Here is a 14,723-nt window from a genome sequence, read left to right as displayed (position 1 = left end):
TTCCGCTGGAAACGATGCTGCGGGTGTATTTCCTTCAGAAGTGGTATGCGCTGAGCGATCCGATGGCCGAGGAAATGCTCTATGACAGTGATGCAATGCGCAAGTTCGCGGGCATCGAACTTGGCGATGACCGCATCCCGGACGGTCCGAAGGAACCGTGGCGCCAGTGGCGCCGCGTAAGCCCGAAGGACGCGATCCTGAACTTTCGCCACCTGCTGGAGACGCGTCGGCTGACCGAGGCGCTGTTTGCAGAGGTGAACGGTCACTTGGTCGACCAGGGCATCACGCTGTGCTCGGGCACGTTGGTGGACGCGACCATTATCGATGCGCCGTCCTCGACCAAGAACGAAGCCAAGGCGCGCGATCCCGAGATGTCGTCGACAAAGAAGGGCAACGATTGGTATTTTGGCATGAAGGCGCATGTCGGCGTCGATGCACGGAACGGTATCGTGCACAGCCTGGACACCACCACGGCAAAGATACATGACAGCCAGGTGTGGTACGCGCTCCTGCATGGCGACGAAACATCGGTCTGGGCGGACAAGGGTTATGTCAGCGCTGCGCGGGAGGTCGCGTTTTCACGGCCTGACAAGTTCTGGGGCGTCATGCGCAAGGCACCAAAGGGCGGCGCGCTGCATCCGATCGACGAGGCCATCAACCGGATCATCGCCAAGGTGCGGGCCCGGGTCGAGCATCCGTTCCGCGTGCTCAAGCGCCAGTTCGGATACATCAAGACCCGCTATCGGGGCCTTGCGAAAAACCGCGCGCAGCTGTTCACGTTGTTCGCTCTTGGCAACCTGTTCGTCGTCCGACGAAAGCTGATTGCATGAGGCGGACTCTGCACAAAATCAGGGGCTGGGCGCTTCAGGGCTGCCTATTTCGGCACTCCGACCGCAAAATCGGGCCTCATCCGCATAGCAAAGCTCGATTGCTCCAAAATCGGCGTAGCCGATGTAGTAGATCAGACGTTCCTTAGCTAGCCATTGTGGGAATGTCAGTCTACTTGCGTGCAAGAAGAGTGTCAGCAGTTTCTCTGATAACTGTGAACAATTGTGGAACTTGGATTACACGATTTCCAATAAAATGCATGTCATCCTCCTGTAGGTAATTGATTTTAACGTAAAAAGTCAAGTCTTTTTGCGGTTTCTTTGGTAAACCAAAAACGCTTCTACGTAACCTCTTTGAACCCTCTATACCTTTTCCAATGAGTTCCGCCGCTATATCTGCGACGCTTTCCCCACGAAGACCCTCGCCGAGGGATCCAATTACCCCACTTGGGAGCATTGCTCCTCCGATACCTGCACTTTTATGAACCATTGCAACGACAAAATCGTTTACTGGAAAAAGGCCCTTGAAACGTTTTCCAGGAACATATGGACACATCCCCATGTAAATTTCTGGCAATTCACTAATCCTGTTTTCAATTCTGTATTTTGCATAACGATCTGACCAATCCTTCAACTCTGGAAGAGTGCCAATCAAAACCAAAGACTCAACACCTGCGCCTGCTTCGCTGAAAAGAAAACATTCTCCTCCGCGTGATGCCCCCCTAAGTTCACCCCTGTCTAAAATAACTGAGAATCCCCCACCTGATGAAATTCGTGGAGTAGGAACTCGATACATGGCAGCACCTGGCATTTTATTCTCCAGTAGTGATCTTATAATAACCAACCTGGGCGACTACCAAGTATGGCTGTTGGCTTCACAGTTAGCACTTTGCAAGTTTTCAATGGAAAATTTACCATTCCGGGCTGTCGCACTAAATACCACAAGTTTGTCTTTTATACTGGAAGGCTATGTAAAATCGGTTTTCTCTGTGGGTTAATTCTCTTTTTTTCGCAATCCCACTTTTCTTTCACTTCAATATTTGAGTCATCTTACAGCTTTAGTTTACTATAAATGCAAATATTTAGTTGAATAATTTAGATAAAATATTGTTATATTTTAGCTGTATCATATGACTAAATAGTTCTCCTGAATTAACTTTCAATTGTGTTGATGGCTGAAGATTCTTATTGTCTTGAGACGATTTTACAGTTATAATTTTAAAAAAATATGTGCGTCTCCTTTGATAAGCTTTTCAGCAACAAAAAAGATGGACTGTAGGACGTGAGGTAATGAATGCGTTTTTCAATTGTGGGGAGCGTATCGCCCTGATGAGCTAGCTTTTTCATGAGTGGGTCACGGATGAATTTTAGCGTTTTTCTAAAGGTCTGCCAGCAGCAGTCACGCAAGCGAGTGCCTGAACGACAAATTCTTCCGCATTAAAACCGAGATTGGCACATCACGATCGAGATTTTATTGGCCTCCTGCCAAATTCAGAGGCGCTAGGTCGATGGGTTGAGCCCTGTCTCATTACCTCGAGCCTATATTTCTTGACCTCACCGTCTGAGGAAAAAATTTCGTAGTTATGAGTTATGCATGGCTTTCGCAACATGATCATCGAAGCTTTGAAACAGTCACTTGATCTGGGGTCGAACTTACTGAGTTGTGCAGCTGAATGGTGAACCACTTTGGGAATGTCGATGTCATGATGAACTTGGCCAAGTATGTTCGTTTCAAATTGAGAACTTGATGAACCGTGCTTTTGTCCTGCTATTGGCAATCCTCCTGCCCACGCCCGCTTTGGCGCAGGATCTGATTTTTGTTCCTAGTGGCACCGAGCAATGTCTGATCCATTCAAGCGATAGGGGTAATAAAACCGATTGCATCGGGATTTCAGCAGGTAAGTGCATGCAACAGCGTGGCGGAGATTCCACTTATGGCATGGGGTTCTGCCTGGACAGTGAGTTGCAGTATTGGGATAGCATGCTGAATGAAGCCTATCGGCAACTGCGTGCTGTCAGGCAGGCGTCTGATGCTGATTTACCCGACAATTTGGCGGTTCAGGCAGACACGCTGCGCAACATGCAACGCGCGTGGATCACCTATCGCGATACGCGTTGTGGACATGAAGCATCGCTATGGCAGGGTGGCACTGGTGCGGGCCCGGCGTCAATAAGTTGCATGATGCAACTGACGGCCGAGCAGGCACTTTATCTCTTGGCACTCTATTCTGGAGAAGGATGATTCATGCCCACGCCCAGCTATGGTTTTTATGCGTTATGGGTGAGTATTGATTGCTCAATCAAACATGGCATAAGTTGCCATCAGGCAAGCGCGCCCAGTGTTTCCCGAAAACTCGCCAGTGGATACAATAATGTGTGTTCTACGTGCCCTGGAGATGAAAAACATGTCAGGGGGGTCCTGACCTCAACGGGCATATCGCGTGCTCATGCGTCAAATGGGGTCAACCAACTGCGTAACTGGATCAACAGCGGTTTATTCACTGACACATACTAAATACCGAAAAACTTGACCTTGCCGGAGGCTCTATGCATCGTCCTATCCTACTGCCTGTATTGATGGTTTCCTTGTTATCGGCTTGCGAACTGGAAGCTCCACCGCCTGCTTCCCCACCAACGTTGCAAAGCCCTATTCAACCAGTGGTAACTGCTCCCGCGCGGATTTCCGAAGGCTCCAGCACGACGACTACGACTGTCAATGGCAACTCCACCCGGACCGTGACGAAAAGCAGCTCTGTGTCGGTGGATACTGGTGCGCTGATCGGGGCAATTTTGGGTGGTGCCACACCGGTTGGTGCAAACACGGCAAGCGACTACGTGGGTCAATGGCGTGCCATCACTGAAGACAATCGCGAGTGCCGGGTCAACCTGATGGAGTCGCGCGCGCCAAATGCGCCCGCCACAGCGCAGACTGTGGGCTGTTCAGGTGATCTGTTCTGGGTCACGAGGTGGTCGCTGCGCGGAACTGAACTTGTCCTGAGTGACGCCTTTGGCAACAAACAGATCAAATTGCGCCCCACAGCCCTGAATCGTCTGGATGGCGATGTCACCATGTGGCGCTGACGGTGTTTGTCAAAGCAGTTGTCCGCCGATTTCATGCGGCGTCTCTGATTTCAGGGGCGCCTATTTCGGTTTCGGGTTTGAGCCAGACGGGTCCAGCGGGTTGCCAGTTGCGGGTTTTGCCTGACCAGCGTTGCAGGTTTTGCGCCCGTGCAATTGCATAGTGACTGGCACTGGCACGGTTGGCGAGCCCGGCGTGACGCGCATCTGGCGTGACGAAGCGGATGGCGCTGTGCAGGTGCTGCCCGTTATACCAGCTGGCGAAGAATTTCACCGAGGCTTGGGCACCGGCCTTCGTGTCAAATCCCTTGTTTGGCCAGTCCGGGCGATATTTGCAGGTGCGGAACAGCGCCTCGGAGAACGGGTTGTCATTGCTGATGCGCGGGCGGCTGAGGGCGAACCCTGATCCTGACGGTAATCTTTATCCCCCAAAGATGGGATGGTTTTCATGGTGCGGTTCGGGAAGAAGACATTCGTTCTTTTTATCTTGCCATCGATGGGTGCGTCAGTCCTCCAATATATTCAGCACGACAATGCGACCGTTCGTGGAATAGTATAACGCGTCGTCTCCGATCGCATCAACGCGTCCACCGTCCAGCGGGTCGCCAACATTGACCTTTTGGAAGCGCCCATTGGACAGGCGCACAAGGGCGCGCCGGTTCGGCGGTTTGCCATACACACCGATCAGGTCGAGGGTATTCTGCAAGGCAGGGGGCATACTGCTCGTGCTTTCGACGATCTGAGCAAAGTTGGGGGGCCTTGCAACAGGCGTGACGGATTGCAGACCAGAGACCAGCCTGGAGCCATCGTCTCCATCAGCCAAGGGAATGTCAGGCTGTGTCGTTGGACGCAGTGCGGCGGGGGGGCGCATTGCCGGTTGTGTCGTGCTTGTGTTGTCGATCTGTTCAGTCGGACGTGCGCGCGGGCGGACCAGTTCTGACCGCGGCGCGGCAGCAGTCACGATGGCTTCCGCTGTCGGGATAGCAGGGACACTCTGCGGCATTGCGCGGATTGGCGGCACGACCGGGGGCCGTCCGGCAAAGATGCGCACACCATCCGGGTTCACTCTGCCCTCTGGCGTGGCAACCACCAATCCGGGTGGATCCGGCATGACCTCAGTCTTCGGGGGCACCGGACTGCGCTCCAAGAGATAGGGCGGGTCATCGCGCAACGTGTCCGCGCCCGGCAAGGCCACTGCGTCGAGTTGTTGAACACGAGGGTCAATGACTGCCACATGGAGATCATTCAAGGTGGTCAATGAGGGCGGGGGAGGGGCTTCGGGTGAGGTAAGCCAGATCCCTGTTGCCGCGTACTGGACCAGGGCTTCTGTTGGAGTGGGCACATCCGGAGGTGGCAAGGCACTGGACAACCCTTCATCGTCGTCGGACGGAGCTCCTGCAACGCCCGGGACCGGGAATTGCGCATCAGACTCGTCCAGGGACCGACGCTCCGTATCGGGAGTGGGCCAAAATGAAGAAATGCCGAACTCACGGGCAAAGAACCGCCCTTGACTTCCGTCCTGGAAAACGATCGCCCAGACTGCAACCGCGAGCAGGAAAATCAGAAGCACGAAGGTCAGCATCAGACCAAGGAAACGTGGTTTTCCCTCGATCCGGTGGTCAGCTGGCTTGTCCTTCACTGCTGCAATGTCCTGGGCCGGATCAATCTTGGGGTTGGCCCTGTCTCCGACTGGATCGACCTGCGTCACCGGTGCGGCCACCTTGCTGTCATGGGTTGACCTGCGCGCGCCACCGAGTCGGACCCGTGCGGCCACTGGAACAGTGGTTGCTGGACTGCCGATCCGAGGGACAGCTGATGGACAAACCCGCGACAACACGAGCGCGCCTGATGTTTCGGAGGTGACAAGCTCGGGGACCAGCGGATCGCAAGATGCTTTGGACGGCTCATCCGGAAAGGCGTCCAAGCCGGGTGAATGATCTTCGACCGGGTGATCCAGAACCGCCCGTTCGGCTGAGATCCCGTCTTTCTGTGAAACCGCATCCCTCCAGCCTGTGGCCGGGCCAAAGAAGACTTCGCCCACGAAGGCACCTTCTGGAGCCTTCGCCACAAAGCAGACCGGATCGAAGTGATGGTTTATGGCAAAGGTTTCCGCCTCGACCAATGCTTTCTGTGCGACAGCTGCGACATGAATATGTCCCGCGCCGTGAGACCAGTCAAAGCAAAGCTCATGAACAGCGTAGGGGGTTGTCCCGTTCAGAGCGATACGAATGTCATGTTGCAGTGCGCGACCTGTCTGCCCGCCATCGGCAATTGTCAGGTACTTGATCTGTTCGTTCGGGATTACGAGCCTGACCTGTCCGCCTGTCGCGGAAAGCGCGTATGCTTTTGTTCTGAGATCGGCCAAAGCATTCCGCAGATCAACAACATCCAGATCGACGTCACCGACCGGTATCCATCCATTGGAGGAGCGATACAGCAAGGAAATGCTTTTTTCGGAAAAGGTCAGGGCAAAGTCTGGCTTCATAATGGTGAGTTAGAAGTCCTTTTGGAGCTTAGTGCTAATCTTTGCCTACGGTAAGCGATTTTTCTCCAGACCATGTTTGTCACAGATGATATTGCGTACGTCAGCATGACCATTGCAGGTACTTTTCCAAAAACGTCATCGGTGATCTATTCGAAAATATAGTTTGCCTGAAGAATTTGTAATTTTGCCACAGCCATACGAAATACAAAAGAGAGAAACTCTATCTAAAATTTTATCAGAGTAAAAAATTCTGTATTCTGAAGTTTTTGTTAGCGCCTTCTATCAAATTAAGATTTATTAAAGACATTAAAGATTTATTTCTCAATTAAGAGTAAATTACATGCCTTTGACAATATTACGCTTCTATTTATCAAACAACGTGCAAGGCACTCTCATATCAGTATTCTGATAGATCAGATTCGCGTCACGATGCCTTTCGATTTGGCTCAATTGTGTGCAGGCTTGGCATTCTGCGGTCCACGAGCTCTTTCTCAAGTAAATGTTCAGGATTGCCCCAAATAGAAATGGCAAGTCTATCCATCCCATCCTTGTTCAGATGGCCGGGCTCCAAACTGACGATGCGTGCTTGGAACACGGCAACGCAGTCAAACCCAGGACTCAATTTTTTTACTATATTTGGAGCAACATAACCAAGTGAAACCTGCTTGTGTCGACCAAAACCGAGCGTCCACAAAGATTGTTGAATGGCGACGACAGCAACAGATTGGTCCGAAACACGGGTCAAAAGAACCTTGCCTCCATAACCAAGCCTCAACCAGCGCACCCCAACCTGCAGGTCAACCAGATAGGTTTTGGCCACCAAAAGTTGCATCAGATCTCCATCACCCGATCATTTCGGGATTGTCATATCAGCATCCGGGAACGCACACTTATGCTGTATACGCGTGCAGAATATTCCTGCTTTGAAGCGCACAAATGGTTCCAGTCCATACATTGTGTGATTTTATGCCTTCGAGCAAGGCCTCTCTGATCATGGTGATACACGCAGTATCATCATTGATATCAATAATGATCCGTCTGCCGAGAAGATGATCATAAACGACCTGACGCTTCCCACTTCGATTGGTTCGAAGCCCGATGAATTCTTGGCCATTGCTACTGTGGAATGCGAACATCGACATCTCCTATGTCAAGATCGTGGCATGCGGCGTGGCAAACAGAATCGATCCATACAAACTTACGCGCGATATGACCGATAAATCACAAACTTCGTGGCTACTGTAAGATGACAGACACGCGTCACAAATCGGGAAAGGGATCGGACCGGTAATTCAAGATTCGCACTTATTGGGAACCCTCAAGCTCACTGAGAATCCTGTTGGCGCTGTCCAAGAATTGATAGAACAGGCAAGGGCCCGTTAGTCCAGCTCTCGTTTGCAGAGCGACTTGCGGTTGCAAGGCAGTGCTTGATCGCGCATCTGCATCATTCCCAGCAATTGACCAGGACAGTCATCGCGGCGGCTTTCTGCGTCAGGTCCTCCGGATGTATCCGATCACGGGCATCGGACACCTGAGGCATCATGGCCAAGCTCGAGAGCACCTGCTGAATCGTCCTGCTGTTTAACGCGAAGTTCACATTGCCCGGCAGTTGACGGCCTCCCGCGTCATCTGTCACCAGCATGCCGATCACCGCTCCGCTGTCGTCCATCACCGGACCACCGGCATCTCCTTGGAGCGTGTTGATCGCAAGTCGAAACAGGGTGTCTTCATCATTGAGGCCGCGGAGGTTGGACAGGTGGCCAAAGGTCATTGCAGCCGAAGGAAGTAAGCCACCAAAGGAATAGCCGGCAACGGCAACTTCGGAGCGCAGACGGGGTGTGCCATTGCGGAACTGCGCCACGGCAGTTTGAGCGATCGTTGCCGATGTCCGCAGCACGGCGACTCCGAGGGAGGGATCGGACAGGACGACCTCAGCCTCACCATGATTGTTTAGAGTAATGCGGTCACAGTTGGCGACGGCGGTATGGGTCGTGACGGCCGCACCTTGACGATCGACGAAAAAACCCGAGGCGGTGATCTTCGGCTTGGCGAGGCTAATCCCGGCAACCAAGTCGATACTCGGTGCGTCCTCAGTGAGGACCGCCGGGTCGAGAACACCGTCGATCGGGGCAAAGCTGGATTGCATCGCGGCCAGAATGCGGGTGCGGCGCTCTTCGTCGCCTGCGGGCCAGATCAGGGTGAAGCCCTTGATCGCACCCCCCTCAAGCCGCGCCTCGGTGTGGGAGACGATGCTGGCGTTCTGACCGGTGAGGGTAAAGCTGTCGCTGTCCCGGTCGCGCGGGCCATCCAGCGGCACGATGTCGAGCGTCTGCATGATCTCGTAAAGCCCGGCCAGGCGGTCGCGGTCGCCCGGCTGGCTGATCAGCAGCACGCGCGCACCCTCGACAGTGCCGGTCGGGTCGAAATGCGCAAACGGGCTGTCGTAGCGATCAAAGGCGACGGCCCCCAGCGGCAGGTCGATGGAGATACCGGCGCGGGCGTCGCGGACGGTCTGGATATCCATACCATCAAGCACGGCGTTGTACTGGCGGAACAGGTCGGCCCGCTGTGCGGTGGTCAGGATGCCGGTGGTCTCGAACCCGTTGGATTGCTGCCAGGCGGTCATAGCGAACCGGGTACTCGGGCCAAAGGCTCCGTCGATGGCGGCGTTATGGAAGCCTGCCCATTGCAGAGCCAATTGTAACGCCACGCGCTCTTGACGGACCAGCTGCATCTCGGATTGCTGCGCTTGGCGAAGCGTCTCGGTAGCGGTTTGCCGATCAGGTTCCGCTCTGACAGCGCCCGCAGGTTCAGTGATTGGCAAAACCGTCGCAGAATCTTGTGCGGCGAACCAGATACGCCGACCATAACGGTCAGATGCCTTGATATAGCTGTCGCTTGGAATGAGGCGTTCTACCCGCAATTGCCGCAGAACACGCGCGGCCTCTTCGCGCGGATAGGGCCCCAATGCGATGCCGTACCAGCCACGACCAAGCTCAAAACCGGTCACATCGGGAAGTGCGCTCGCGTAGTCGCGCAAGCGGTTCTGGGCGACCGACAGGTTTGGCTGAGCTTCGATCTGCACATAGAACCCGTCCAACATTGCCGCAGGCGTGTCATTTTGTCGGGCTTCCAGGTCGTCTGCTGTCGACACCCTTTCCGAGCGAGGTATTTCGAGATCGGTCTCCTGGGTTACTGGCGGATTGGCAGGAGAATCTGAGGCGTCAGGTTCTTTGATCGGCAAAACCGTTGTGGCGCTCGATGTATCCCGCCAAACGCGTTGACCATAGCTGGCGGCGTCTCTGACGTAACTATCGCTTGGAATCATGCGTTCGGAGAGCAGCCGCAACAGAACGCGCTCTGCATCGGCGCGCGGATAGGGCCCCAATGCGATGCCGTACCAGCCACGACCAAGCTCAAAGCCGGTCACATCGGGAAGTGCGCTTGCATAGTCGTATAACCGGTCCTGGGCGGCCGACATGTTTGGCTGAGCTTCAATTTGCACATAGGCGCTATCCTGCGCCAATACCCCCGGCGCAGATGTCAGAAGCATGGCGGCTATGGCAAGAAAAATGAAACGCGACATTGTCTTGCAGTCCACCAATCTCATTGCTGGTGCATTATTGCGACCACAAATCTCTTTCGTCCTGTTTATAACATGTGCCTCAACGCCTCACTTGATCAAGTGAGCTTACGCTTAGTTCAAAGGCATTTTCATACTGTACTTGATCTATGTTTTTTACACCAAATCAAATGATGGAAATCACCTCTTTATATTTCAATACATGAATTATGTGCTTTATTTCACAAATTACATGAAACACTCTCTTCAGGATGGAAAAATTGCCTCTAAATCACAAGTGGGAAAGCGGATTTTTACAGTTGACGTCAAAAATACTTCTGGGTTTATTACCAGCTGCACGAAGTAATATAGACGCTGCTGAACGTCCATGTTCAATCTGAAAAGAAGGAAAGATATCAAGTGAATCCAGAATATGCAGCAGCGGTCATTCGTTTTGTCATAGCAAATAAAATGAAAGAGCAGTCCATCGCAGATGGGCACGGAACGCTCTGGCGGAAACTGCATGGTCAGACCCGAAAACAATTAATGAAGAAAAAGGTTGTCCTGTCTCGCAGCAACATGGGCATCGTGCCTGCGTCTGGAACCTGGGCAGAAGATGCATTTGTCTGCTTCTGGGTATTCATGAACAAACCGATAACAAGCAAGGACATCTTCATTCAGGAAGGGAGTGGAATTGCACTGACATTTCTCGGGGCGGCTGTAGGGTCTGTCGCAAGCAGTGGAAGTTTCGGTAAAACAATGCAACAGATAAGTAATATAAAATCCACCGCTGACGACATATCTGGCTTTGCAGGAAAAGCAAATTCAGCCGTGTCAGGTGGAGGTGGTATTGCGGCAGGACTCGATACTGCCTGGCGTGCCGGTATGTGGGACTCGGTGCTTGGTACATCCAACGAATTTGCCTTTGCAGTTGACGAGGGGCTGAGTTTTGGTTGTGCAGCAATTTCGGGGCCCTTGAACAAATGGACAGTTAACATGAAGCTTTGGGATAACAAGAGGGACATGATCAGTTTCATGGCGCATGCCGAGCGTAAAGGCTTCAATACACTAGCGGCTCGTCAATATGTCCGTGATTTATGTGATCATGGAGGTGTTAATTGGAGTTACAACACCAGCATGCCATCGAGCTGAAACGTCGTTTGAAACTGTGAGTAATATTCACAATATTGCTTGCAACCACCTCCGTTTTTAATTGTTGATTTAAGGCTGCAAAAGAGGTTGATGCCTACTTTTGCAGGCAAATTTCACCAGAATATAATCGCTCCATTACTGGAATGTAGAATTTTCTACAATTCCAAGAATATCATTTTGGATACCGCCAGAAACCTGAAATACACGATCAAGGGCATGACCAGAATGCAAACCCAGCCACCGAGACTCCTCACTATTGGATCAAGCTGCATAAACCGGTTTCAGTTCGATTTCTTTCAGGATCGCACTCCTGATACTGCACATTATTTTATCAGATCACTTTTCGAATCGAATATCATTTCTTTAGTGGGGACAGAGGCCATATTGCAGCTGGCCTTGAAACAAGAGCTTTTGCCAGCAATTCGGGATATCTCGGCCTATCATGTCGCTTGGGATGCACTCATCTTCAACCGGCATCTCCCGGATGTCTGCTTTTACCATGAAACCGAGACCGCGCAGAATTTTGCGAAACCCGGTGAGAAAGAACGCCTGGTATCGAAGCTTTGCCACCAAGCCGGGCCACTCGTCCAGCCACGGACTGGCGGGCGCATGCATTTGATCTGGTCAAACATTCAACCCAATCTGCCTCACGCGGTCGAAAACCTGATGGCGTGGCAACATTTCCAACTGACGGAGGAACGCCATCAGACAATCAAGTCGCTGGCATGCGCACTCTTTGGCTCTGATACAAGATTTACCTTCATATCGGTTGCGCAGGATCTTGATCCCGGACTGGCCCATGAACCGGATGTTCAGATAGTTGATCTGCCACGTGGGGATACCTACGAAGGTCCGCCAAGATTATTCGACACCCTGTTGTCTGAAATAATTTCAAAGGCGAGTGCCTAGCCTGATACGGGGATGCTCGACGACGGGTTGAAGCGGGACGGCATGAGGCTTTCGATACCGCCTTGAGAAGGGCCACAACCGGACCCGCTTGGCCAACCTGATCGGCGCATGCAGGGCCAACTGTCTTGAACGTTGCGCCTGCCTGCTGCTCAAAACGGACAGCAACAGAGAAAGCCTTACGATTCAGGACTGATACTTTGCAGTGTCTTGGCATCCACAGCGCGCCGCACCGCATGAACGAGCTGTGGTCCGGACACTGGCTTTGAGAGGACAGCAGCGAAATCCTTGAGGCTCCTGTCATCCAGCGTGTCCGGGCGCGCAGTGACCAGAACAACAGGGACCGGGGGCGTCAGCGATGCTGCAAACCGCGCAAGGGCGGCACCATCTGTCCTTGGCATATGCAGGTCGGTTACGAGAACCGACCAGTACCCGGGCGCTTCGGCCAGGACTTCCTTCAAGAAATCGGGGTCTGTTTCACAGAACACTTCTGCTCCGGCGGTTTCAAGCATCGATGCGAGCACCAAGGCGACATCCGGAAGATCATCGACCACCAGCGCCTGCAAACCCTTCAAAAGGGAGGGGTCAATTCGTGAAGGACTGTCTGGATCTTGCCGCGGCAAACTGATTGACGGTGAGTCTTCCGTCTCCAGATGCATCGGCCAGGCGACCGTCATGGTCGTTCCAGAGCCGAGGCACGTCTCCACCCAAAGCGCCGCCTTGTTCTCCTGCAGGATGCGGGCGATGATCGGCAGTCCAAGGCCACTTCCCTTAGAACCTTTTGTCGTGAAATTGCGTTGGAACATGCGGGCGCGCACGTCCTCACTGATGCCCATTCCGGTATCCGTGATCTGAAACATCGCAACCTCCATACCAGGAGGGATCGCCGTGCCCGCATCAGAGTGGCGCTCAGGGGGCTTCTGTTCGTCTTCTCCTTCGTATGTGCCTTGGGGCAGGGGTCTCGTTGCCGATCCAGACGCGCCGAGTCAGGGGCGCCCGATCCGGTGAAGGAAGATTCGTTACACGCGTTCCTGTCAAAAAAGAGATATTTCTCTTCAACATCATGTCGATACATTCTTCGATGGATCGGGCGCTCTCTGCCGGGGGTTCGCTATCGCATGTGCAAGGCCGATCGCAACATCCGAAAACTAAGGATACCCTATAAAGAGGAAGAGCATTTGACGTCCCATGACGATCGGGCAACGGTGAGTCCATCGATATTCCGTTTCTGGGTGTCGTCGCGGAGACAAAATCAAATGAAGCTCGAGAAGGTCCTGGCTGCTGCACTATGCGCGGCCTGCATTGGTATAGGTGCCTTGGCCGAAACGTCGCTTCGGGATGCCGTCTCAGACGATGTCATCGCAGAGCAGCGTGCCGGACTCGCGGCAAAAGCACTTGGCGCAGGCTACGGCCCGCAATCGCCTCGCGACATCGACTTTGATGGCGGTGAAAATCCCAGGGTCTTCGCAACGGAGCTTGACCGTCAGAAGATGAACCTGTGCAACATCCATTTCCATGAAAATGCCGAACACAAGGGGGGAGACTTCACCACATATGCCGGCAATGGTGATGGCCATGGCTTTGGAACAGGGTTCCGTTTCAACGGAAGTTTGACCGAAAGCGAACGTGCGCCGTACGCGCGTCAGGTGGGTGCGAGCGAACATGGTGATCTGGTTCCCGGTGACACAATCGAGATCCACTTCGTTCACAGTACGGCACAGGTCGTACCAGGTCCCACGCTTGGTGCCTGTGTCACCGAGGCAATCCTCAACCCCCAGCTCAGGGTGGAAACCGTCGTCGCCGTCCTCGTCAATGATGAGACTGCAGCAGACTTGACGGAAATTGCGCATATTGAGCTGCTGGATGGGTATTACCAGGTTCCCAACCTGCCCGAGAGACTTGGCCAGGAAATAACCTATGCAGGCTCAACAACAGGTCCTGCGTATAACGAAACCGCCTCTCCGTATCAGGTGATCTGGAACGTCCGCCGCCACGTTCTGAAACTGCACATCGGCTCGGTCGGAGAGTGGCTGGAAAGCAACCCCTTCGATGAAGACCATGCACATGGTGTCCGTAACCTTGTCCTGAACCCGGAGCTTTTGGCCCCGATCAACTGAGCAGATCAACTGCCGGGTTCGACATTATAGGAGAGCGATCACGCTCACTCTTGGACAGCCATTGCAGTGATGCCCGGACAAGCATGGGCGCGGCTGACCATCATCGCAATTCACCCTGCAAGAGACACCAATCGTCATAAAAGAGCCAACTAAAATATGTTCCTGACAGAAAATGACCGCGAAACGTTGCTGACTGCCCTGAATGCGAAGAATTCTGAAGTCGTTCAAGCGCGCATGGCAAATGCTCTTCTGTTGCTGGCGGACGGCCTGAGTGTAGAGGATGTTGCAGGTCTGATGTATCTTGACGAGGCAAGCGTCACCGGCTGGGTGTCGGTGTTTTCCAAGCGGAACCCGCAGGGTAACTAAGGCAGGTTCTTCAGGGCTTCAGTGGGCTTTGATGATGTGACAGGCAATCAATCAAAGCTCTTTTTAACATAATGTTCATTATACGATTTTTCATTCATTTTACGGTGGATTCACAAACGAAGTGCAAATTCTGTATCAAAACAGAGAGTTGCACGGAGTATGAAGAATGGGAACCCACTATTGTCACCTGAAACTGGAAGAACGCCGCAAACTCGCAAAGTGGCTCGAAG

At 53.1% G+C, this 14,723-nt stretch carries 12 protein-coding genes and 1 pseudogene; 7 read left to right on the top strand and 6 right to left on the bottom strand.

Annotated features, from left to right (window positions below; all coding sequences use genetic code 11):
* Positions 1-830 (top strand): IS5 family transposase (locus IEV82_RS22725; protein ID WP_188484375.1); only part of this gene is annotated, 830 nt, incomplete at its 5' end.
* A 169-nt stretch (positions 831-999) separates the two neighbouring features.
* Here the strand turns inward: IEV82_RS22725 and IEV82_RS22720 are convergent.
* On the bottom strand, positions 1,000-1,638 hold the full coding sequence (locus IEV82_RS22720) for a hypothetical protein (RefSeq protein ID WP_188484374.1): 639 nt from the start codon (positions 1,636-1,638) through the stop codon (positions 1,000-1,002).
* A 936-nt stretch (positions 1,639-2,574) separates the two neighbouring features.
* Here IEV82_RS22720 and IEV82_RS22715 point away from each other — a divergent pair.
* Positions 2,575-3,069: a lysozyme inhibitor LprI family protein gene (locus IEV82_RS22715; RefSeq protein WP_188484373.1), complete on the top strand. Its 495-nt coding sequence runs from the start codon at positions 2,575-2,577 to the stop codon at positions 3,067-3,069.
* Positions 3,070-3,374: 305 nt separating this feature from the next.
* A complete protein-coding gene (locus IEV82_RS22710; RefSeq protein ID WP_188484372.1) occupies positions 3,375-3,908 on the top strand; it encodes an AprI/Inh family metalloprotease inhibitor in 534 nt (177 codons plus the stop codon).
* 31 nt (positions 3,909-3,939) lie between these two features.
* Here the strand turns inward: IEV82_RS22710 and IEV82_RS22705 are convergent.
* From IEV82_RS22705 to IEV82_RS22690, 4 genes and pseudogenes are all read right to left on the bottom strand, one after another.
* Positions 3,940-4,290, bottom strand: a pseudogene (locus tag IEV82_RS22705) (IS3 family transposase); the annotation flags it as partial.
* A 120-nt stretch (positions 4,291-4,410) separates the two neighbouring features.
* Positions 4,411-6,390, bottom strand: a complete 1,980-nt coding sequence (locus IEV82_RS22700) for a hypothetical protein (protein WP_188484371.1) — start codon at positions 6,388-6,390, stop codon at positions 4,411-4,413.
* A 424-nt stretch (positions 6,391-6,814) separates the two neighbouring features.
* Positions 6,815-7,222, bottom strand: coding sequence for a hypothetical protein (locus tag IEV82_RS22695; protein WP_188484370.1), 408 nt, complete (start codon positions 7,220-7,222; stop codon positions 6,815-6,817).
* A 612-nt stretch (positions 7,223-7,834) separates the two neighbouring features.
* Positions 7,835-9,976, bottom strand: a complete 2,142-nt coding sequence (locus IEV82_RS22690) for a trypsin-like peptidase domain-containing protein (protein WP_229747986.1) — start codon at positions 9,974-9,976, stop codon at positions 7,835-7,837.
* 396 nt (positions 9,977-10,372) lie between these two features.
* Here IEV82_RS22690 and IEV82_RS22685 point away from each other — a divergent pair, with 396 nt between their 5' ends.
* Together IEV82_RS22685 and IEV82_RS22680 are read left to right on the top strand one after the other, a co-directional pair.
* Positions 10,373-11,104 carry a hypothetical protein gene (locus IEV82_RS22685; protein WP_188484369.1) on the top strand — a complete coding sequence of 244 codons (732 nt, stop codon included), beginning with the start codon at positions 10,373-10,375 and terminating at the stop codon, positions 11,102-11,104.
* A 90-nt stretch (positions 11,105-11,194) separates the two neighbouring features.
* A complete protein-coding gene (locus IEV82_RS22680; RefSeq protein ID WP_188484368.1) occupies positions 11,195-12,013 on the top strand; it encodes a hypothetical protein in 819 nt (272 codons plus the stop codon).
* A gap of 176 nt (positions 12,014-12,189) precedes the next feature.
* Here the strand turns inward: IEV82_RS22680 and IEV82_RS22675 are convergent, their stop codons facing one another.
* Complete coding sequence (locus IEV82_RS22675; protein ID WP_188484367.1) at positions 12,190-12,870, bottom strand: ATP-binding protein; 681 nt, start codon at positions 12,868-12,870, stop codon at positions 12,190-12,192.
* Between the two features lie 396 nt (positions 12,871-13,266).
* On the opposite strand from IEV82_RS22675, the gene IEV82_RS22670 reads away from it, so the two are divergent.
* Positions 13,267-14,127 (top strand): delta-class carbonic anhydrase, encoded by an 861-nt coding sequence (locus IEV82_RS22670; protein ID WP_188484366.1) that lies wholly within the window; start codon positions 13,267-13,269, stop codon positions 14,125-14,127.
* Positions 14,128-14,283: 156 nt separating this feature from the next.
* Positions 14,284-14,493, top strand: coding sequence for a COG3415 family protein (locus tag IEV82_RS22665; protein WP_188484365.1), 210 nt, complete (start codon positions 14,284-14,286; stop codon positions 14,491-14,493).
* The last annotated feature ends 230 nt before the right edge of the window (positions 14,494-14,723 follow it).

Source organism: Marivita lacus, assembly GCF_014637725.1.
In the GTDB taxonomy this organism is placed as follows: domain Bacteria; phylum Pseudomonadota; class Alphaproteobacteria; order Rhodobacterales; family Rhodobacteraceae; genus Marivita; species Marivita lacus.
The sequence above is the reverse complement of the archived record's forward strand: the minus strand, read 5'-3'. Positions and strand labels throughout refer to the sequence as shown.

Excerpts from the sequence above, each read along its gene's own strand:
- IEV82_RS22710 (WP_188484372.1), top strand. The coding sequence starts at position 3,375 with ATGCATCGTCCTATCCTACTGCCTGTATTGATGGTTTCCTTGTTATCG.
- IEV82_RS22700 (WP_188484371.1), bottom strand. The coding sequence starts at position 6,390 with ATGAAGCCAGACTTTGCCCTGACCTTTTCCGAAAAAAGCATTTCCTTG.
- IEV82_RS22690 (WP_229747986.1), bottom strand. The coding sequence starts at position 9,976 with ATGTCGCGTTTCATTTTTCTTGCCATAGCCGCCATGCTTCTGACATCT.
- IEV82_RS22695 (WP_188484370.1), bottom strand. The coding sequence starts at position 7,222 with ATGCAACTTTTGGTGGCCAAAACCTATCTGGTTGACCTGCAGGTTGGG.
- IEV82_RS22670 (WP_188484366.1), top strand. The coding sequence starts at position 13,267 with ATGAAGCTCGAGAAGGTCCTGGCTGCTGCACTATGCGCGGCCTGCATT.
- IEV82_RS22675 (WP_188484367.1), bottom strand. The coding sequence starts at position 12,870 with ATGTTTCAGATCACGGATACCGGAATGGGCATCAGTGAGGACGTGCGC.
- IEV82_RS22715 (WP_188484373.1), top strand. The coding sequence starts at position 2,575 with ATGAACCGTGCTTTTGTCCTGCTATTGGCAATCCTCCTGCCCACGCCC.
- IEV82_RS22680 (WP_188484368.1), top strand. The coding sequence starts at position 11,195 with ATGCCTACTTTTGCAGGCAAATTTCACCAGAATATAATCGCTCCATTA.
- IEV82_RS22720 (WP_188484374.1), bottom strand. The coding sequence starts at position 1,638 with ATGCCAGGTGCTGCCATGTATCGAGTTCCTACTCCACGAATTTCATCA.
- IEV82_RS22665 (WP_188484365.1), top strand. The coding sequence starts at position 14,284 with ATGTTCCTGACAGAAAATGACCGCGAAACGTTGCTGACTGCCCTGAAT.